The 19,657-nt window shown below is 65.3% G+C and carries 19 protein-coding genes; 9 read left to right on the top strand and 10 right to left on the bottom strand.

From position 1 onward, the window contains the following. Position 1: 1 nt before the first annotated feature. The 5 genes from paaE (at position 2) to GGD63_RS23920 (ending at position 5,244) form a co-directional block, all read left to right on the top strand. A complete protein-coding gene (paaE, locus tag GGD63_RS23900; RefSeq protein ID WP_183245602.1) occupies positions 2-1,084 on the top strand; it encodes a 1,2-phenylacetyl-CoA epoxidase subunit PaaE in 1,083 nt (360 codons plus the stop codon). 101 nt (positions 1,085-1,185) lie between these two features. Continuing rightward, positions 1,186-1,635: a hydroxyphenylacetyl-CoA thioesterase PaaI gene (gene paaI, locus GGD63_RS23905; RefSeq protein WP_183245603.1), complete on the top strand. Its 450-nt coding sequence runs from the start codon at positions 1,186-1,188 to the stop codon at positions 1,633-1,635. A 37-nt stretch (positions 1,636-1,672) separates the two neighbouring features. Continuing rightward, entirely contained in the window at positions 1,673-3,004 is a 1,332-nt protein-coding gene (gene paaK, locus GGD63_RS23910; RefSeq protein ID WP_183245604.1) for a phenylacetate--CoA ligase PaaK, read from the top strand. A gap of 64 nt (positions 3,005-3,068) precedes the next feature. Beyond that, a complete protein-coding gene (locus GGD63_RS23915) occupies positions 3,069-4,073 on the top strand; it encodes a zinc-binding alcohol dehydrogenase family protein (RefSeq protein ID WP_183245605.1) in 1,005 nt (334 codons plus the stop codon). Between the two features lie 115 nt (positions 4,074-4,188). Next, positions 4,189-5,244 carry a YeeE/YedE family protein gene (locus GGD63_RS23920; protein ID WP_183245606.1) on the top strand — a complete coding sequence of 352 codons (1,056 nt, stop codon included), beginning with the start codon at positions 4,189-4,191 and terminating at the stop codon, positions 5,242-5,244. Here GGD63_RS23920 and GGD63_RS23925 read toward each other — a convergent pair. After that, the gene (locus GGD63_RS23925; RefSeq protein WP_183245607.1) at positions 5,223-6,137 is read right to left on the bottom strand and encodes a DMT family transporter; all 915 of its coding nucleotides are present in this window, start codon (positions 6,135-6,137) and stop codon (positions 5,223-5,225) included. The two genes, GGD63_RS23920 and GGD63_RS23925, sit on opposite strands and share 22 nt — an antisense overlap. A 103-nt stretch (positions 6,138-6,240) precedes the next feature. Here GGD63_RS23925 and GGD63_RS23930 point away from each other — a divergent pair, with 103 nt between their 5' ends. Beyond that, positions 6,241-7,671, top strand: a complete 1,431-nt coding sequence (locus tag GGD63_RS23930; protein ID WP_183245662.1) for a PLP-dependent aminotransferase family protein — start codon at positions 6,241-6,243, stop codon at positions 7,669-7,671. 66 nt (positions 7,672-7,737) lie between these two features. Here GGD63_RS23930 and GGD63_RS23935 read toward each other — a convergent pair whose 3' ends face one another. The 5 genes from GGD63_RS23935 to GGD63_RS23955 are packed head-to-tail and all read right to left on the bottom strand — an operon-like array spanning position 7,738 to position 12,498. Then, entirely contained in the window at positions 7,738-8,961 is a 1,224-nt protein-coding gene (locus GGD63_RS23935) for a bifunctional alpha/beta hydrolase/OsmC family protein (RefSeq protein WP_183245608.1), read from the bottom strand. A gap of 25 nt (positions 8,962-8,986) precedes the next feature. Next, positions 8,987-9,649: a sulfite oxidase-like oxidoreductase gene (locus GGD63_RS23940; RefSeq protein ID WP_183245609.1), complete on the bottom strand. Its 663-nt coding sequence runs from the start codon at positions 9,647-9,649 to the stop codon at positions 8,987-8,989. A gap of 3 nt (positions 9,650-9,652) precedes the next feature. Then, positions 9,653-10,975, bottom strand: a complete 1,323-nt coding sequence (locus GGD63_RS23945) for an MFS transporter (protein ID WP_183245610.1) — start codon at positions 10,973-10,975, stop codon at positions 9,653-9,655. Positions 10,976-11,008: 33 nt separating this feature from the next. Further along, positions 11,009-12,229 carry a cytochrome P450 gene (locus tag GGD63_RS23950; RefSeq protein ID WP_183245611.1) on the bottom strand — a complete coding sequence of 407 codons (1,221 nt, stop codon included), beginning with the start codon at positions 12,227-12,229 and terminating at the stop codon, positions 11,009-11,011. A gap of 59 nt (positions 12,230-12,288) precedes the next feature. Beyond that, positions 12,289-12,498, bottom strand: a complete 210-nt coding sequence (locus tag GGD63_RS23955) for a ferredoxin (protein WP_128952982.1) — start codon at positions 12,496-12,498, stop codon at positions 12,289-12,291. 155 nt (positions 12,499-12,653) lie between these two features. Between GGD63_RS23955 and GGD63_RS23960 the strand changes: the two genes are divergently transcribed. Continuing rightward, positions 12,654-13,301, top strand: coding sequence for a TetR/AcrR family transcriptional regulator (locus GGD63_RS23960; RefSeq protein WP_183245612.1), 648 nt, complete (start codon positions 12,654-12,656; stop codon positions 13,299-13,301). Here the strand turns inward: GGD63_RS23960 and GGD63_RS23965 are convergent. From GGD63_RS23965 to GGD63_RS23980, 4 genes are read right to left on the bottom strand one after another with little or no spacing between them, the layout of a single operon-like run. Next, positions 13,298-13,936, bottom strand: coding sequence for an aspartate/glutamate racemase family protein (locus GGD63_RS23965; RefSeq protein ID WP_183245613.1), 639 nt, complete (start codon positions 13,934-13,936; stop codon positions 13,298-13,300). The genes GGD63_RS23960 and GGD63_RS23965 overlap by 4 nt on opposite strands. 49 nt (positions 13,937-13,985) lie before the next feature. Beyond that, positions 13,986-14,996, bottom strand: coding sequence for an amino acid ABC transporter substrate-binding protein (locus GGD63_RS23970; protein ID WP_183245614.1), 1,011 nt, complete (start codon positions 14,994-14,996; stop codon positions 13,986-13,988). A gap of 12 nt (positions 14,997-15,008) precedes the next feature. Beyond that, positions 15,009-16,358: an aspartate aminotransferase family protein gene (locus GGD63_RS23975; protein ID WP_183245615.1), complete on the bottom strand. Its 1,350-nt coding sequence runs from the start codon at positions 16,356-16,358 to the stop codon at positions 15,009-15,011. A 3-nt stretch (positions 16,359-16,361) separates the two neighbouring features. Then, complete coding sequence (locus tag GGD63_RS23980; protein WP_183245616.1) at positions 16,362-17,234, bottom strand: MurR/RpiR family transcriptional regulator; 873 nt, start codon at positions 17,232-17,234, stop codon at positions 16,362-16,364. Between the two features lie 87 nt (positions 17,235-17,321). Between GGD63_RS23980 and GGD63_RS23985 the strand changes: the two genes are divergently transcribed. Both GGD63_RS23985 and GGD63_RS23990 read left to right on the top strand, forming a co-directional pair. Beyond that, positions 17,322-18,506, top strand: coding sequence for an amino acid ABC transporter permease (locus tag GGD63_RS23985; protein ID WP_183245617.1), 1,185 nt, complete (start codon positions 17,322-17,324; stop codon positions 18,504-18,506). Positions 18,507-18,508: 2 nt separating this feature from the next. After that, entirely contained in the window at positions 18,509-19,618 is a 1,110-nt protein-coding gene (locus GGD63_RS23990; RefSeq protein ID WP_183245618.1) for an amino acid ABC transporter permease, read from the top strand. Positions 19,619-19,657 lie beyond the last annotated feature (39 nt).

The raw sequence follows: 19,657 nt of genomic DNA on the forward strand, positions 1-19,657 counted from the left end.
CATGTCCGCAGCCGCACCGCGCTTCCACCGTCTGGCCGTCAGCGACCTCCGCCGCGAGTCGTCCGACGCCGTCTCGATGACTTTCGCCATTCCCGGCGAACTCGCCGGCGACTACGCCTTCACGCCCGGCCAGTACCTGACGCTCCGCACCATGCTTGACGGCGAAGAGGTACGCCGTTCCTATTCCATCTGCTCCGGCCCTGACGACGGCGAGATCCGCATCGCCGTGAAGAAGGTCGACGGCGGCGCGTTTTCGAGCTGGGCGGCGGAAGATCTCAAATGCGGCGACGAGCTCGACGTGATGACGCCGACCGGGCGTTTTGGCGTGGTCCCGCCCGCCGATGCCGGTCGTATCCATGTCGGCTTTGCCGCAGGTTCCGGCATCACGCCGATCCTGTCGATCGTGAAGGGCGTGCTCGCGCGCGAGCCGGACAGCCGCTTCTTCCTGTTCTACGGCAACCGCACCACCGACAACATCATGTTCCTCGAAGCGCTGGAGGAGCTGAAGGACCGGTTCATCGATCGTCTCTCGATCTTCCACGTCATCTCCGGCGAGGAGCAGGACATCCCGATCCTGCATGGCCGGCTCGACGGCGACAAGGTGAGGGTGCTGCTCCGCTCGCTGGTGCCGGCGGGAAGCGTCGATCACGTCTTCATCTGTGGTCCCCTTGGCATGAGCGAGGAGATCGAGGCGACGTGCCGAGAGCTCGGGATCACCGAAGATCATATCCATGTCGAACGCTTTGTCTCCGAATTCGGCGGCAAGCCGCGGCCGAAGAAGGTCGTTGCGCCCGACGCGCCGCCGAAGGCGATCGCCTCGCTGATCATCGACGGCAAGCGCCGCGATGTGCCGGTTGCCGAGGATGAGGCCATCCTCGATGCCGCGCTGCGGGCCGGGGTCGATCTGCCCTTCGCCTGCAAGGGCGGCATGTGCTCGACGTGCCGCGCCAAGCTGGTCGAGGGCGAGGCGCCGATGGACATCAATTATTCGCTGGAACCGTGGGAGCTCAAGGCCGGCTTCGTCCTGACCTGCCAGGCCAAGCCATCGTCGGAGCGCGTCGTCGTCGACTATGACCATGTCTGATCGGGCGTATCAGGCTCCGACAATGCAAATGCGTCGCATTATTTGACAGCTTGCGCCAACCAGCAGAACATCATGTGCAAACAATTGGCCGGGAGAAGCGCGTGAACGTCAAAGCCGCCCTGTCGCCTGAGGATATCGCCCGCGCCTGCGCTGAGGCGATGTGGACCGAAGACGATGCCTCCAAGGGTCTCGGCATGGAGATCGTTGAGATCGGCCCGGGCTTCGCGACGCTCGCCATGACGGTGCGGCCGGACATGGTCAACGGCCAGCGCATCGCCCATGGCGGCTTCATCTTCACGCTCGCCGATTCCGCCTTTGCCTTCGCGTGCAACTCGCACAATGAGCGCGTGGTGGCGGCGCAGGGGCAGATCAGCTTCATCAAGCCCGGCAGGCTCGGCGACCGACTCGTTGCGAAGGCGCGGGAGATCACCCGCGGCGGCCGCTCCGGCATCTACGACGTACGTGTCACGGCGGGCGAGGCCGTCATCGCGGAATTCCGCGGGCATTCGCGCGTCATTCCCGGCACGTGGCTGCCGGCGCAAGATCAATAAAACCAAAAAGAAAAGAAACCAATGTGGGGAAACGAGCATGGCTCTGACGAGGCTCAAGGAAGGTGGCAACGCTTATAGCGCCGAGATGGACGCGCATGAGCGCGCCTCGCGCGAGGAGATCATGGCGCTGCAGAAGCAGCGGCTGGCCTGGTCGCTGAAGCACGCCTACGACAATGTTGCGCATTACCGCAAGGCGTTCGACAAGGCGGGCGTGCATCCATCGGACTTTCGCGAACTCTCCGATCTCGCAAAATTTCCGTTCACGGTGAAGACGGACCTGCGCGACAACTATCCCTTCAACATGTTCGCCGTGCCGCGCGAAAAGCTGGTGCGGGTGCATGCCTCCTCCGGCACGACCGGCAAGCCGATCGTCGTCGGCTATACCCAACGCGACATCGACACATGGTCCGAGGTGATGGCGCGGTCGATCCGCGCCGCCGGCGGCCGTACCGGCATGATCATCCACAACGCCTACGGCTACGGCCTGTTCACCGGTGGTCTCGGCGTGCACTACGGCGCTGAAAAACTCGGCTGCACGGTGGTGCCGATCTCCGGCGGCATGACCGAGCGGCAGGTGCAGCTCATCAACGATTTCCGGCCCGATATCATCACGGTGACGCCGAGCTACATGCTGGCAATCCTCGACGAGTTCAAGCGTCAGAAGCTCGATCCGCGCCAGTGCTCGCTCAAGGTCGGCATCTTCGGCGCCGAGCCCTGGACCAATGCGATGCGCGGCGAGATCGAGGACGCCTTCGACATGGATGCGACCGACATCTACGGTCTGTCCGAGGTGATCGGCCCGGGCGTCGCGCAGGAATGCATCGAGACCAAGGACGGCCTGCACATCTGGGAGGATCATTTCTACCCCGAGGTGATCGACCCCGAGACCGGCGCGGTGGTGCCGGATGGCGAGAAGGGCGAACTGGTCTTCACCTCGCTCACCAAGGAAGCCTTTCCTGTGATCCGCTATCGCACCCGCGACCTGACGCGGCTGTTGCCGGGCACGGCGCGGCCGGGCATGCGGCGGATGGAGAAGGTGACGGGCCGCTCCGACGACATGATCATCCTGCGCGGCGTCAACCTGTTCCCGACCCAGATCGAGGAGGTGCTGCTCGCGACCGACTGGTGCGGCGGCCATTTCATCCTCGAACTCACCCGCGAGGGCCGCATGGACGAGCTGACCATCATCGCCGAGGCGCGGCCCGAAAGCTGGGACGGCCGCGGGCTCGTCGATCATGCCGACCGGGTCTCGACACACATCAAGAACACGATTGGCGTCAGTTCGAGGGTTCAGGTGGTTGCGCCGGCCACGCTGGAGCGCTCGCTCGGCAAGGCCAAGCGGCTCTACGACAAGCGGCCCAAGGATTGACCTGACGGATTGACTTGACCGGCCCCAGAGGCGACAAGGCCCGCGAGAAATCGCGGGTCTTTTCATGTCACCAGCCGATGCCAGAACTGTCGAAGCGCGCTGTGTGCGCCTCAACGCCAAAGCTGAAAACGCCGCGGCGCTTGCACCTGGCGTCGAGCGCCAGACGCTTGCGCGCGGGCCGAACGATCTCCTGATCGAGGTGAAGGCCGCCGCCGTCAACCCGTCCGACGTCAAGGCTGCGACCGGGCTGATGCCCTATGCCGTGTACCCCCGGACCCCCGGCCGCGACTACGCCGGCGTGGTGATCGACGGGCCGGTCGGCACGGTCGGCCGCGAGGTGTTCGGCTCGTCCGGTGATCTCGGCATCCGCCGCGACGGCACCCACGCAACCCATCTCGTCGTCGAGGCCGATGCGGTCGTGGAGAAGCCCAAGACGGTGTCCTGGGAAGAGGCCGCCGGCATCGGCGTGCCCTTCGTCACTGCCATGGAAGGCTTTCGCCGCGCCGGTGTGCCGAAGAGCGGCGAGACCGTTCTGGTGTTCGGTGTCAACGGCAAGGTCGGCCAGGCCGCAGTGCAGATCGCGACCTGGCAGGGGGCGCGGGTCATCGGCGTGGTACGCAAGGCGGAAGCTTATGAGGGCCATGCCAACGCGCCGATCGAGGTGATCGACGCCTCCGCCACCGACGTTGCCACGCGCGTGCGCGAACTGACCGGCGGCAAGGGCGCCGACATCGTCTTCAACACGGTCGGCGATCCCTATTTCCAGGCAGCGCACAAGTCGCTCGCCTTGCGTGGCCGTCAGATCCTGATCGCCGCGATCGACCGCATCGTGCAGTTCAACATCCTCGAATTCTACCGGGGACAGCACACCTATGTCGGCATCGATACGCTCGGCCTGTCCTCCGCCGCGACAGGTGCGGTGCTGCGCGACCTCGGCCCGGGCTTTGCGAGCGGGCACCTGAAGCCGTTCCCGATCAAGGCGAATGCGATCTATCCGCTGGAGCGCGCGAAGGAGGCATACGTCGCCGTCGCCGGCTCGTCGCGCGACCGCGTGATCCTGAAGCCGTAACACACCGTCATTGCGAGCGCAGCGAAGAAATCCAGAAATGCATCCGCGGAGAAAGGCTGGATTGCTTCGCTGCGCTCGCAATGACGGAGGATGGCGAGAGTTCTGAGAACAACCGATGGAATCCACCCAGTTCGTCATTCTCGCCGGCCTCGCCATCGGCCTCGTCTACGGGGCTGTCGGCCTGCTCAGCGGCTTCTGCCTGATGAGCAGCATGCGCGGCTTTCTGGCGGAGGGCGACGGGCGGCTGGTGCGAACCTACGCGCTGGCGATCGCTGTTGCGATCGCCGCGAGCCAGTTCCTCGCCGGCAGCGGCACCGTCGATCTCGGCAAGTCGATCTACCTGCAAGCAACCTTTTCGGTGCCGGTGCTGTTCCTCGGCGGCCTGCTGTTCGGCTACGGCATGGTGCTATCGAACGGCTGCGGCTCGCGTGCGCTGGTGCTGCTCGGGCGCGGCAATCTCCGCTCGTTCGTCGTCGTGATCGTGCTGGCCATCGCTGCGCAGATGACGCTCAAGGGCCTGATCGCGCCGGCGCGCATTGCGCTGGTCCAGGCCTCGCAAACCACGGTCAGCGCAAGTTCGCTGCCGTCCGTGCTGGCGACGCTCGGACTCACAGAAGGGCTTTCGCGCTCGCTTGCCGCTGCGACGATCGTCGTCGCGTTGATCCTGTTTGCCTTTGCCCATCCGGCGTTCCGCCGCTCGCCCGGCCAGATCGCAGCGGGCATCGTCGTGGGCCTCCTCGTCGCCGGCAGCTGGTACGTCACCGGCTATCTCGGTGCCGACGACTTCAATCCCGTCCCGGTGACCTCGCTCACCTTCATCGCGCCGATCGCGGACGCCCTGCAATATGCCATGCTCTCGACCGGGCTGACGCTCAACTTCGGCATCGCGACGGTTGCCGGCGTCTTCGCCGGCAGTCTGGTGACGGCACTCGCAACTCGCCGCTTCAAGCTCGAAGGCTATTCATCGCCACGCCATATGCTGCGCTCGGGCACGGGTGCTGCGCTGATGGGGATCGGCGGCGTGATGGCGTTCGGCTGCTCGATTGGGCAGGGGCTCACCGGTGTCTCGACCCTCGCGCTGGGCTCGCTCATTGCGGTTGCCGGGATCCTGCTCGGCACCGCGGCGGGCCTGCGCGGAAGCTTGCGCGTTCAGCCGCTCGCGGTGGCCTGACTGCGCAGCAGCCGGTCACCCAGCGTCGCAAGACCGATGCCGGTGACGATCAGTCCGGCCGCGACAGCAAGGCTCATGTCGATCGGCTCGCCCAGCAGGATCGCCGCGCTGGCAATGCCGACCAGCGGTGTCCCAGTGGTGCCGAGCGAGGTCGTCAGCGCCGAGATGCTCTTGTTGACCATCGACATCGCCCAATAAGCCAGCGCCGTCCCGATCAGGCCGGAGTATAGAAACAGCAAGACGAGCCTCCACGACCATTCCACGTGGGGCAGGCCATCCGTGACCGCCGCCGACCCCGTCAGCACGATCGTCGCGACCAGCACCTGCCAGATCAGGAGCTGGAGCGGCGACGCGATCCAACGGTGCGCGCGGATGTAGATGATGTTGGCGGCCCACGAGATCGCGGCCAGGATCACCATGCCGGCACCGAGCACGACGTTCGCATTGGTCCAGTCAATGGACGCGGGGTTCAGGATCGCGGCAAGGCCGATCAATCCGAGCAGGGCGCCGGCGAGCTTTGGCGCGGTCAGCGTATCCTTTCCCAGCAGGGGCGCGGCGATGGCGACCCAGAGCGGCGTGGTGTAGCCGAGCACGATGGCCTTGCTCGCGGGCAGGAAGCGGACGCCGGCCGCAACCAGGACCGAGAATACCGTCATGTGCAGCAGCGCCACGCTCAGGACCACCGGAACGTCGCGCCGCTCCGGGATCACCAGATTCTTGCTCAGCCCAAGGATCACGAACAATCCGGCCAGCGCGATCCAGCTCCGGATCGCTGAAGTCCATAATGGCGAAAGGAACTGGACGAGCTGTTTCGTCACCGACCAGTTCACGCCCCAGGCCAGCACGACGATGAGGAACAGGCCGATGGCGGCGCGAGGGGACAGGGAGTTCATCGCAAGATCATCCTTGAAGCAGTCCAGTCCGGCGGATAGCATCTCGTCTGGTACCCGAAAAAGTGCCAGATTGGAGAAGAATAAGGTGCCAGTTTCCGAGGGCATGATAGCCGGCCTGATCGACCTCAATCGCGCCGACGACGAGGGGCTGGCGGCGCAATTGACGGGTCAGCTCCGCAGCCTGATTGCGAGCGGTCGCCTCGGCAAGGGCCATGCGCTGCCGTCGAGCCGCCGGCTTGCAGGCGATCTCGGCGTCTCCCGCAACACCGTCACTTACGCGTTCGAGCAACTCGCCGCGGAGGGATATCTCGAGGCGTCGCACGGCCGCCGCCCGGTGGTGACGATCGACGGCGGCGAACGCATCGAAGGGGTGCGCACAGTCGCGTCGAGCCCACGATCCGTCAGGCCGCGGCTCTCGCCCTGGGCCTCAAAGCTCAAGCAGACGGACTGGCCGATGTCTTATCTGGCGCCGCTAAGGCCCTTGCGTCCGGGGCATGGCGACGCCAGAGAGTTTCCGAAGGAAATCTGGGGACGCTGCCTGCGCCGCAGCGCCGTAGGGGCAGCCAGGCGCGAGCTCGGACCGGTCAACCGGCCGCGCTTGCGCGAGGCGCTGGCGCATTACCTCGCGACCAGCAGAGGCGTTCGCGCCACGGCGGACCAGATCCTGATTTTGCCGAGCGCGCAGGCCGCGCTCACCTTGATTGCGGCTGCCGTCATCACGCCCGGCGATGAGGTCTGGGTCGAGGATCCCGGCTATCCCGGTGCCGCGGCCGCCTTCCGCGCCTCCGGTGCGCGCGTGACCGGCATCAAGCTGGACGAGCAGGGCATGCAGCGGATTGCGGATCTGGCGACGCCAACGCTGATCTTCATGACGCCATCGCACCAGCATCCGACCGGACGGCTGATGTCGCTGGCACGCCGCACCGAGTTTCTCAGGGCAAGCAGGCCCGGCAAGACCTGGATCGTGGAGGACGACTACGACGGCGAATTCCACTACGACAGCCGGCCGGTACCGGCGTTGCAGGGCCTCGATGCACACGGCCGCGTGCTCTATGTCGGCACCTTCTCCAAGGCGATGATCTCGGATATCCGGCTCGGCTATCTCGTCGTGCCGCCGGCACTGGTCAGCACGCTGGAGATCGCACAGCGGCACATCGGGCTGATCGCCGCCAGTCATATCCAGGAAGCGCTGGCCGAGTTCATTGCGGATGGGCATTTCCTCGCGCATCTGCGGCGGATGCGCCGGCTCTATCACGCGCGTCGCGATCATCTCGTCGAGGGCCTGGAGCGACATCTCGGCGAAGTGCTCACGGTCGAGGTGCCCTCGGGCGGCATCCAGCTCGTGGCGCGCCTCAAGCGCGGGCGCGCCGATCAGGCGGCGGTGAAGCGGCTTATGGAGGCGGGCGTTGTCACGCGAGCCATATCCAGCCTGGCGCTCGGCAAGCCGCGCGATCACGGCCTGCTGCTCGGCTTTGCGGCGTGGCGCGAGAGCGAGATCAGCGCGGCCGTGCGGACGATGGCGTCGTGCTTCTAGAGCATGATCCGGAAAAGTGTGAGCGATTTTCCGAATAGATCATGCTCAAAACAATAACGCGCCGCTTCACTCCACGGCCTTCGTCACGATGCGGATCTCCGATGTCAGCGTCCGGTGTACCGGGCACTTGTCGGCGATTTCCATAAGCTTCTTGCGCTGTTCGGCATCGAGCGCACCGTCTATCGCGATGTCGCGCTCGATCTGGTCGAGCATGCCCTCGCGTGTCTCGCACTCCGCGCAATCCTTGGCGTAGATTTTTGAATGCTTCAGCGTGACGGTCACGCGCTCGAGCGGCAGCGACTTGCGGTCGGCATAGAGGCGCATGGTCATGGACGTGCAGGCCCCGAGGCCCGCGAGCAGGAAGTCATAGGGGCCGGGACCGGCATCCTCGCCGCCGGCCGCGACGGGCTCGTCTGCCACCAGATGATGCGGGCCGACGGTGATGGTCTGGTTGAACTTGCTCTTGCGGGTCTCCTGCACGACCACTTTGCGCGGTTCCTCGGGGAGATCCATCACCTTCGCGGGTTTTGCGGTGTCGATGTAGCGGCTCGCCCAGGCAACAATCACGTCGGCCGCATAGAGCGCATCGGCCGGCCTGGTCAGGAGATGATCGGCGTGGTCGAGCGAGACGAAGCTCTTGGGATGCTTGGCCGCAACGAAAATCCTTGTCGCGTTGTCGATGCCGACGGTGTCGTCAACGGGCGAATGCATCACCAGCAGCGCCTTGTGCAGGCCGGTGACATCCTTCATCAGCTCGTGCTCGGCAATATCGTCGAGGAATTCACGCTTGATCCGGAACGGGCGCCCCGCGAGCGAGACTTCGACCTCGCCCTGCGTACGGATGTTGTCGATGTGCTCCTTGAACAGGCCGGTGACGTGGGCGGGATCGGAGGGCGCCGCGATGGTGACCACCGACCTTGCCTCGGGAATCTTTCCGGCTGCGGCCAGGATCGCCGCGCCGCCGAGGCTGTGGCCGATCAGGACCGACGGTGCCTTGCGGACGCTGCGCAGATGATCGGCGGCGCGCACGAGATCGGCGACGTTGGAGGAGAAGGTCGAATTGGCGAAATCACCCTCGCTGGAGCCGAGCCCGGTGAAGTCGAAGCGCAGCACCGCGATGCCCCTGGCCGCGAGGGCGACCGAGATGCGCTTGGCCGCCAGCGTATCCTTTCCGCAGGTGAAGCAGTGCGCGAACAGCGCGTAGGCGGCGGGCTCGCCGTCGGGCAGCTCCAGCGCGGCCGCAAGCTGATGGCCGCCTTCTCCGGTGAACTGAAAGCGTTCCGTGGGCATGGGATTCCCCCGTTCTGTTTGAATTCTAGTCGTCCGAATAGCGCTGCTCGGCCCAGGGATCGCCGCGGTTATGATAGCCGCGGACTTCCCAGAAACCCGGCGCGTCCTCGGTCAGGAATTCGATGGCCTGGAGCCATTTCGCGCTCTTCCAGAAATAGAGATGCGGTACCATCAGGCGCACCGGGCCGCCGTGCTCCTCCGTCAGCGGCTGTCGCGACCAGCTATGGGCGAGCAGAGCGTCCTCCGCGGCAAAGTCTTCCAGCGCGAGGTTGGTGGTGTAGCCGTCATAGGAATGCAGCACGACGAAGCGTGCATCCTCGCGCGGCCGGCAGACGGCGAGCAGCTCGCGCGTGGCGAGGCCTTCCCACTCGTTGTCGTAGCGCGACCAGGTCGTCACGCAATGAATGTCGGAAGTGAAATGGTCCTGCTTCTGCGCCGCGAACTCGGCAAAGGTCCAGAACACGGGGTTCTCGATCGCGCCGTAGACATCGAGCCGCCAGCGTTCGCGCGACACCGGCGGCATGACACCGAGATCGAGTACCGGCCAGTCCTTGGTCAGGTGCTGCCCGGGCGGCAGGCGCTGGTCTTCCGGGCGCGTGATCTTGCCCGTCAGGAAACGGCCTTCGCGCGCCCATTTCTCCTTGGTGCGCGTCAGCTTGCTGTCGGGCAGCGGCTCGTCGTCGGCCATGAGCTACTCGTGACGGTGCATTGCGGAAGCGTGCTTGGTGTCGCGCATGGTGGAATAGATGATCAGCGACAGGCAGATGATGCCGGCGAGATAGTAATAGAACCAGTCCTCGTGCCCGATGGTCTTGAAGTACAGCGCGATCGCCGGCGCGGTGCCGCCGAAGATCGAGACCGTGATGGCGTAGGGCAGGCCGACGCCGAGCGCGCGGACATTGGTCGGGAACAGTTCGGCCTTTACCACGGCGTTGATCGAAGTGTAGCCGGCGACGAACAGCCAGGCGCAGCAGATCAGGATGAAAGCCATGAAGGGCGACTTGGCCTCCTTCAGGGCCATCAGCAGCGGAACGGTTGCGAGCGTGCCGGCGACACCGAAAAAGATCAGCAGCGGCTTGCGGCCGATCCTGTCGGAGATGGCGCCGTAGATCGGCTGCAGGATGGTCGCGAAGATCAGCGTGCCGAAGATCACGAAGGTGGTCTGGTCCTCGGTCAGCCCGACCGAGAGCTTGACGAAGGTCTGCATGTAGGTGGTGAAAGTGTAGAACGCCGCGGTGCCGCCGGCGGTGAGGCCGACCACCAGCAGCAGCTCACGCGGATAGCGCAGCAAATTGGTGATCGAGCCGGTCGGCTTCACCACCTTCTTGGCCTCCTCGAAGGCCTCGGTCTCGTGCAGGCCGCGGCGCATCACCGCGGCGAATATCGCGAGCGCCGCGCCGATTGCGAACGGGATGCGCCAGCCCCAGGCCTTCAGCTCTTCCGGCGTCAGGAAGACCTTTTGCAGGAGCAGCAGCACGATGATCGCGGTGAGCTGGCCGCCGATCAGGGTGACGTACTGGAAGCTGGAATAGAAGCCGCGGTGCTTGGGATCGGCGACCTCGCTGAGATACGTGGCGCTGGCGCCGTATTCGCCGCCGAGGCTGAGGCCTTCGATCACGCGGGCGAGCGCCAGGATGACCGGCGCGGCAAAGCCGATCGTGGCATAGGTCGGCGTCAGCGCGATGATCAGCGAGCCAAAGCACATGAAGACGACGGACAGCGTCAGGGAGATGCGCCGGCCGAAATGGTCGGCGAGGTAGCCGAAGAACCAGCCGCCGAGGGGACGCATCAGGAAGGTCGCCGCGAACACGACGGCGGCGTTCAATTGCTGGACGACGGGATCGTTGCCGGGGAAGAAGGCCGGAGCGAAATAGAGAGCAAAGGCCGTATAGGCGTAGAAATCGTACCATTCGACGAGATTGCCGACGGAGCCGATGAAGATCGCCTTGATCCGCCGCTCGGCGTCGGCAATGTCAAAATGTGCGGAGGCCGGTTTGATTGCTTGCTCTGTCACGTCCGGCCTTCCCACTTCCTTTGCTTAGAAGGCCTACATCGCCTTTCCCAGCAGAAATGGCAACTGCCGGGGGCCTCTCACCGTACCCTGCGACCAGGTCACGGCGCCTGCCGGATCGAGGCGAAAATCCGGGATTCGTTTCAGCCATTCCTCCAGCGCAACCTGCATCTCCATTCGCGCAAGGTTGGAACCGACGCAGCGATGGATGCCGAGGCCGAAGGCGGCGTGGCGGTTCTCCCGACGGTCGATCACGACTTTGTCAGCGTCCGGAAACATTCTTGGATCGCGGTTGGCGGCCGGGAAGGACAGCAGCACCATGTTGCCCGCCTTGACCGGGCAGCCCGAGATCGTGGTCTCCTTGACCACCTCGCGCGCCATGGTCACCGGCGAATAGGCGCGCAGCAGCTCTTCCACGGCGGTCGGCATCAGTCCGGGTTCGGCGATCAGGCGCTCGCGGTCGGCGGGCGTCCTGGCGAGATGCCACAGCGATGAGCCGATCGCGCTCCAGGTGGTGTCGATGCCGGCGATCAGAAGCAGGCGCAACGAGCCCAGCACGTGGGAATCCTCGAGCGGGTTGCCCTCCTTGTCCTTGGCTTGCATCAGATAGGAGATCAGGTCGTCGGTCGGCTTCTTCTTCCGCGCCTCGATATGCCCCCTGAAATAGTCGCTCATCTCCTGCACGGCCTGGAGCAGCTTGCTCTCGTCCTTGATGCCGAGCTCGAGGATCATGTGGATCCAGTTGACGAAGAGATCGCTATCGCTCTCGGGAATGCCGAGCATATGCGCGATGGCCCGAACCGGGATGTACTTGCTGTAGCGCGCGGCGGCATCGACCTCTCCGTCGGAGACGAAGCCGTCGATCAGCTCGTTACAGATTGCGCGGACGCGCGGCTCGAGCTTCTTCATCGCGTCCGGCGTGAACGGCGGCAGCAGCAACTGCTTGGCCGGCTTGTGCACGGGCGGATCGGAGGTGATCGGAGGGGCGGCGTTCCTGGCAATCTCCGGTCGCACGTCGCGGACGATGATTCGGCGCGAGGAGAAATGCTCGGTGTCGTTGGCGATCTCGCGCACGGCCTCGTAGGTCGTCGGCATGTAGCAGCCGAGGAACCGCTCGGTGTGCACGACCGGGCTGGCGGCGCGCAACTCATCCCAGATCGGGAAGGGATCGTCCGTCCATTGCGGATCGGTGTGGTCGAAATCGTTGACCCAGTCGGTGACAGGCGGATGGGCGACAGGCTGGCTAACGTCGGACATCTCGAAAGATCCCTTGGGGCTGTGTTCGCTGAATGCAGGCGGGTCGGCCGGAGGCCGCGCTACTCCTCGATCACATCGATTGCGATTTCCGGGCAGTTGGATTTGGCAAGCCACGCCTTGTCCTCGAGTCCCGGCGGGACAGTGCCATCGCCGGCTTCGTGGGCGTTGCCGTATTCGTCGAGCTCGAACAGCTCCGGCGCCAGCGCCTTGCAGCGGGCGTGGCCCTGGCATTTGTCGGGATCGACGTGAACCTTCAGTCGCGCTGCCATAGCGGCTTCCTTGGTCGTTTGCGTGCGCGCGAAAGGCGGCCCGCGTTCCTCATGTCATTTTATCGGCGGCATTTGCCGCTCGGTCTAAGTTATATGCTATTACATTCGCGCCGGGCTTCCCCTGTCAAGCGCAAACTTATAGGCTTCGCCGTAACATGCGCTCACAACTCGCTCGCAAGCCCGAGAATACCTACCACCATGGCGATCTCCGCGACGCCCTGATCAAGGCCGCGTTGCGCGAAGCCGAGCAGGGTGGCGCGGAAGCGATCAGTATCAAGGCGCTGGCGAAACAGCTCGGCGTCTCGCAGCCGGCGCCGTATCGGCACTTCGCCGACCGTGATGCGCTGCTAACGGCGGTGACGGCGGAAGCATTCCGGCAGCTCAGTGCAATCTTTCGGGCGGCGATGGCGAAACCGTCAAAGCAGTCGAAGCTGTCGTTGCTGGCGCAGGCGATGCTGGACTTCGGATTGCGCCGCAACGGCATCTATCGCCTGATGTTCGCGTCCCGCACCGTCTCATGCGCCGCCAAGGGCAGCGAACTGCACGAGGCCACGCGCGAGACGTTTGCATTGGTGATCGAAGCGCTGGAAGCGCCCGCGGTCGATTATTTGCGCGAACGCCAGGCGCTAAAGATCTGGGCGGCGCTGCATGGCGTGGTGATGCTGGCCGAGCAGGGCCTGTTCACCGGCGAAGCCGCGCACGCCACGCGCGAGGAGCTGGTCGAGGATTTCGTCAATGAGACGAAGGCGGCACTGGCTGCTGCGATCAAGGATGCGCGGCGGCGGAAAAAGATTGGCGCTTAAGCCTTCGCCTGCAGTAGTTTCATCAATTTGTCGACAGCGCTATCGGGAGTGGTCACGACAGGGCGGCCGGTCGCCTCGGCGACCAGCGGCGCCGTCGCCGCGATGCTGAACTGCGCCAGTGCGATGACATCGCAATCGCGTAAGTCGCGCGAGGCTTCCGCGATCAGCCGGTCGTGTGTGGCGCGATCGCCGCGGTCGAGCGCCGCCAGCGCGCCCTCGGCGAGTTTCGGCACGACCTGGACCGAGGCGGGGAATTCCGGCGGCATCGAGACCAGCGTCGGCGGGAAGGTCGAGAGCAGGCCGATCCGTTTGCCCATCGTCACCGCGCGCTCGATCATCGCTTCATTCGGTTTCAAGACCGGCATCGGCGCATGCGCTTGTGCGACGGCCTCGATGCAAGGACCGAACGCCGAGCAGGTGAACAGGATCGCGTCGGCCCCCGTTGCCGCCGTGTAGTCGCCGAGCGCGAGAAAACGCTCGGTCATGGCATCGTTGAGCTCACCGTCGCGCGCGAGATCCGCCGACAGGCTGTCGTCGAGCAGGTTCATCAGCCGCGCCTGCGGCCACGCCTGCGCGAATGCCGCCTCGATCGGCGCGATGGAATGCTTGAGGGCGTGGATCAGTGCGATGCGCATGGGATGTCTCTCCTCCCTCTCCCCCTAAGCGGGGGAGAGGGAGAACTCCTTACTTGAACGGCACCGCGTACATCAACCCGCCCTTGCTCCAGAGACCGTTGAGGCCGCGATCGAGCTTGAGCGGGCTCGCCTTGCCGACGTTGCGCTCGTAGATCTCGCCGTAGTTGCCCGTGGCCTTGATCACGGTCACCAGCCATTTGTTGTCGAGCCCGAGCCGCGAGCCGAGATCGCCGGAGGCGCCCAGCAGGCGCTGGATCGCCGGCGTCTGAGACTTCGCCATCTCCTCGACATTGGCCTGCGTGACGCCGAGCTCCTCGGCCTCGATCAGGCCGTAATGCAGCCAGGTGATGATGTCGCTCCAGACCTCGTCGCCGTTGCGGGTGAAGGGGCCGAGCGGCTCCTTGCTGATGGTCTGCGGCAGCACGACGTAGTCGGCCGGGTTCGGCGCGGCGGTGGTCACCGCGCCGGCGAGCGCGGAGGCGTCCTGGGTCATGGCATCGCAGCGGCCGCCGAAGAAGGTCTGGTACATGGTGTCGACGCGGTCGAACACCAGCGGCTTCCAGTCGATGCCGTTGGCGCGGCCGTAATCGCCGAGCGTGACCTCGTGCGTCGTGCCCTGTGCGACGCAAACGGTGGCGCCCTTGAGGTCCTTCAGCTCCTTCACGCCGAGGTCCTTCTTCACCACAAAGCCCTGGCCGTCGTAGAAGTTGATCGGGCCCTGCCGCAGGCCGAGCGTGACGCCACGCAAGTATGTTTGCGTCGAGTTGCGGTAGAGCACGTCGATCTCGCCCGATTGCAGCGCGGTGAAGCGGTTCTGCGCGGTCAGCGAGACATAACGCACCTTGCTGGCATCGCCGAGCACGCCGGCCGCAAGTGCGCGGCAATAGTCGACGTCGAGGCCTTTGTAGTTGCCTTGCGAGTCCGGCGCCGAGAAGCCGGCGAAACCGGCGCTGACGCCGCACACCAGCGTGCCGCGACTCTTCACCGTGTCCAGCGTCGCTGCCGATGCGATCGCCGTCGATGCTGCGAGCACGCCCGCTGCGATAACCACTTTCCTCATACTACTCTCCCCTCAGTGATTGACACTACGCAACACGTTGTCGACGGCGGCGCCGAGCTTGTCGACGATCAGGTCGATCTCGTCGGCGGAAGCGATATAGGGCGGCGCCAGCAGCACGTGGTCGCCGCGAACGCCATCCACGGTGCCGCCACCGGGATAGCAGCCGAGCCCGCCAGCGAAGGCTTCGGCCTTGATCTTCTGGTGCAGCTTGAGCGCGGGATCGAACGAGGCGCGCGTCGCGCGATCGGCGACCAGCTCGATCGCCCAGAACAGGCCGCGGCCCCTGATGTCGCCGACATGGCGGTGATTGCCGAAACGCTCGGTCAGGCGCTGCTCGAGCTGCCGGCCGCGCTCCTTGACCTGGCCAAGCAGGCCGTCCTCGCGGATGACGTTCTGCACCGCGAGCGCCGCCGCGCAGGCGAGGGGATGCGCAAGATAGGTATGGCCGTGCTGGAATGCGCCCGAGCCCGCGCGGATGGTGTCGATGATCTTCCCGCTCGCAAGCATCGCGCCGATTGGCTGGTAGCCCCCGCCGAGACCTTTTGCGATCGCCTGGATATCGGGCGCAATGCCCTCCTGCTCCCAGGCGTGCGTCGTGCCGGTGCGGCCCATGCCGCACATGACCTCGTCGAGGATCAGCAGCGCGCCGTGCCGGTCGCAGATCTCGCGCATCGCCTTGAAGTAACCGTCCGGTGCCGTCACCGCGCCGGCGGTGGCGCCGACGACGGGCTCGGCGAGGAACGCCGCCACGGTATCAGGGCCAAGCCGCTGAAACTCGGCTTCGAGCTCCGCGGCCAGGCGTGCCACGAACTGTGCGTCGGATTCCTCCTCGCGCTTCTCGTGATAGGCAAAGGCCGGCGTGACGTGGCTGAATGCTCCGGAAAGCAGCGGTGCATAGGGCGCGCGGCGCCAGGCATTGCCGCCGGCGGCGAGCGCGCCGAGCGTATTGCCGTGATAGCTCTGCCGCCGCGCGATGAAATGCTGCCGCTGCGGCTCGCCGCGCTCGATGAAATATTGCCGCGCCAGCTTGATGCTGGCTTCGATCGCCTCCGATCCGCCGCTGACGAAATAGGCGTAGGCGAGACCGCCGGGCTCATGCCCGACCAGCCTGTCGGCCAGCGCTTCGGCGGGCTCGGAGGAGAAGAAGGCGGTGTGGGCATAGGCCAGCGTCGAGGCCTGTTTCATCATCGCCGCGATCACGCGCGGATGCTGATGGCCGAGGCAAGAGACCGCCGCCCCGCCGGAGGCGTCGATGATGCGGCGCCCGTCCTCGGCAAACAGATAGACGCCTTCGCCGCCGATCGCCTTGGGCGGCGTTTCGCGTAGCGAGCGATGCAGCACGCGGCTGGTGCGAGTGCTCATGGATCAACCTTTCTCCGAGACGTAGGTGGAGGCAGCAGTGAGCCGCGCCTCGGTATTTTCCAGGCGCTTTTTCGCGGCGACGCCGCCGAGCGAGAACGTGACCGCCGCGAGCGACTGCGCGATTGCGATCGCGCCCGTGAGACTGGGGAAAAAGCCGGGCGACGACGCCGCTTCGAACAGCAGCACATGGTCGGCGCCCTCGGCCATCGGCGCCGAAAGGCTGTCCGAGATCGCGATCAGCGTAGCTCCGGCGCGATGAGCGGCCTGCGCGACGCGGACGCTCGCATGCGTGTACGGCAGGAAGCCCACGACGATGACGGCTTCGTCATGACGGAACGCGCCGAGATCGAGATCGTCGGGACCGGATGCGCCGACGAGTTGCACCTGCTCGGGGCGGAACAGCCGCAGCTCGTAGTTCAAGAGTTCCGCGACGCTGCGGCAGCTGCGATAGCCCGCGATCCAGATCCGCTTCGCATCGTGCAGCGCGCGGGCCGCTTCCGCAATGGGTTGTGCCGGAATGCGCGGAAGGCCGGCGGCCTCGGCCTCGAGCTTGTCGATGACGAGCGCGACATCGGCATTGGGGCCATGACGGCGGCTCCTGGCGCGGCCGGAGAAGGGCGAGGTCTGCGACGGTCGTCGCGCTTCCGTCAGTGCGGCGCGCAGCTCGTCCCAGCCGGAATAGCCGATCGCCTTGGCGAGCCGCGTGAATGCGGCGGGATCGGCGCCGGCTTCCGCGGCGAGATCGCGCATCGAACGGGTGGTGGCGTCGTAATCATTGGCCGCGACGAAGCGTCCGACCTCCTGCAGCCGCATCGGCAGCGATGGCAATGCAATGCGCAGTTCACTCAGGGGTGAGGATTTTGCAGGCTCGGCCATGAAACATTTGTTGCATGAATTGGAGTTTGGTGCAACAGTTGACGTGCGCCGCCGGAAATCGCTGCATTTGAGAAGGATTTTTGTGCTGTGACCGCCGATCATCCCAGACCACCGCCGCGCCGCCGTTTCCTTGCGTTTGGGCGCAACGAATTGAAGGGCCTGTTCTGGCAGGTCCTGGTGGTCGGGATCGCGGTTGGCGTAATCGCCTTCCTCTGGTCCAACACCGTCACCAACCTGTCGGCCCGCCGCATCACCACGGGCTTTGCCTTCCTCGGCCGCGAGGCCGGCATGCCCATTGCCGACAGCCTGCTCGCCTACAATCCGAGGGATACCTACCTCTGGGCCTTCATCGTCGGCATCGCCAACACCCTGCGGGTCGCGGTGATCGGCATAGTTCTCGCCACCATCCTCGGCACGCTGGTCGGCATCTCCAGGCTGTCGGCCAACTGGCTGTTATCGCGGCTTGCTGCCGTCTATGTCGAAACGCTGCGCGACATCCCGCTGCTGCTCCAGCTGCTGTTCTGGTACGTGCTGATGCAGGCGCTGCCGGCGGCGCGCGCGGCATGGCGGCCCGTTGAGGGCGTGTTCCTCTCCAATCGCGGCCTGATCCTGCCGGCGATCCCGGTCGGGCCGCCGCAGCTCTGGGTGCTCGGCACGGCGGTGCTGGGCGCGGCCGCGTTCTATCTCATCAGGCGATGGCTGATCGCGCAGCAGATGCGGGACGGCAAGCCGCGGCCGGCCTGGCCCTTCGCGGTTGGCCTCGTCCTGGCGCTGCCGACGGCAGTGTCCGTGGCGCTTGGCGTGTCCTGGACAATCGAATGGCCGCAACTGCGCGGCTTCAACTTCGTCGGAGGGCTGACGCTCGCACCCGAATATTTCGCGCTGCTGATAGCGCTGGTGACCTACACTTCGGCCTTCATCGCCGAGATCGTGCGCAGCGGCATCCAGTCAGTGCCGCGCGGGCAGTGGGATGCCGCCAATGCGCTTGGCCTGCGCCGCAGCTTCATGCTGCGGCAGATCATCCTGCCGCAGGCGCTCCGTGTCATCGTGCCGCCGATGACAAGCCAGTATCTCAACCTGACCAAGAACTCCTCGCTCGCGGTCGCGATCGGTTATCAGGACGTGGTCTCGGTCGCCAACACCACGCTGAACCAGACCGGGCAGGCGATCGAGGCGATCGCGCTGATCATGGCGGTGTTCCTGACCATCAGCCTTTCCATCAGCTTCTTCATGAACTGGTACAACGCGCGCATCGCGCTGGTGGAGCGCTGAGCATGACCGCGATCACCGACATCCCCGAAGCCCCCCGTGCCGCTCGCCGACCGCAGATGGGCAATCCGGTGCTACGCTGGCTGCGCACCAATCTGTTCTCGTCGATTCCCAACGGCATCCTCACGGTCGTGCTGCTGGCGATCCTTGCCAAGGGCATCTTCAGCTTCCTGCAATGGGGCGTGGCGAATGCAGCCTGGCTGACGCCGACGAACGATTCCAGCGCCTGCCGTGCGGTGCGCGGCCTCGGCGCCTGCTGGGCGATCATCCCCGAAAAGTACCGCTTCATCCTGTTCGGCACCTATCCGTTTGACGAGCAGTGGCGGCCGGCGCTGTCGGTCGTGCTGTTCATCGCGCTGTACTATCTCTCGACCCGCCGCGCGCTGTGGCGGCGCGAGCTGGTGTACCTCTGGATCGGGGCACTGGCGCTGATCAGCGTGCTGATGTGGGGCGGCGTGTTCGGGCTCTCATTTGTCTCGCAGGACCGCTGGGGCGGACTGCCGGTGACGCTGATCCTGGCGACATTTGGACTGGCCTTCGGCTTTCCGCTCGGCATCCTGGTGGCGCTCGGTCGGCGCTCGAAGCTGCCGGCGATCCGCTCGCTCAGCGTGCTCTATGTCGAGCTGATCCGCGGCGTGCCGCTGGTGAGCCTGTTGTTCATGGCGAGCGTGATGTTTCCACTGTTCATGCCCGCCGGCTTCAACATCGACAAGCTGCTGCGCGCACAGATCGCGATCATCCTGTTCGCGGGTGCCTATCTTGCCGAAGTCATCCGTGGCGGTCTCCAGGCAGTGCCGCGCGGACAGTATGAAGCGGCGGATGCGCTGGGATTGTCCTATTGGCGCAAGCATCGGCTGATCGTCCTGCCGCAGGCGATCCGCCACGTCATCCCGCCGCTGGTCAACACCTTCATCGCCTTTTTCAAGGACACTAGTCTCGTCCTCATCATCGGCATCTTCGACCTGCTCACGACAGCCAAGACAGCGATCATCGATCCCGCCTGGCAGCAGTTTTCGGTCGAGGTCTACATCTTCGTGGCCGCGATCTACTTCATGTTCTGCTTCGCGATGTCGCGCTACAGCCGAAGCCTGGAGGCGCCGACAACGCCGAAGTGAGGGTTCCTCGTTTGGTGCCGCTTGTTTGCGCTTGCACCG

Source organism: Bradyrhizobium sp. cir1 (assembly GCF_014198245.1).
Taxonomy (GTDB): domain Bacteria; phylum Pseudomonadota; class Alphaproteobacteria; order Rhizobiales; family Xanthobacteraceae; genus Bradyrhizobium.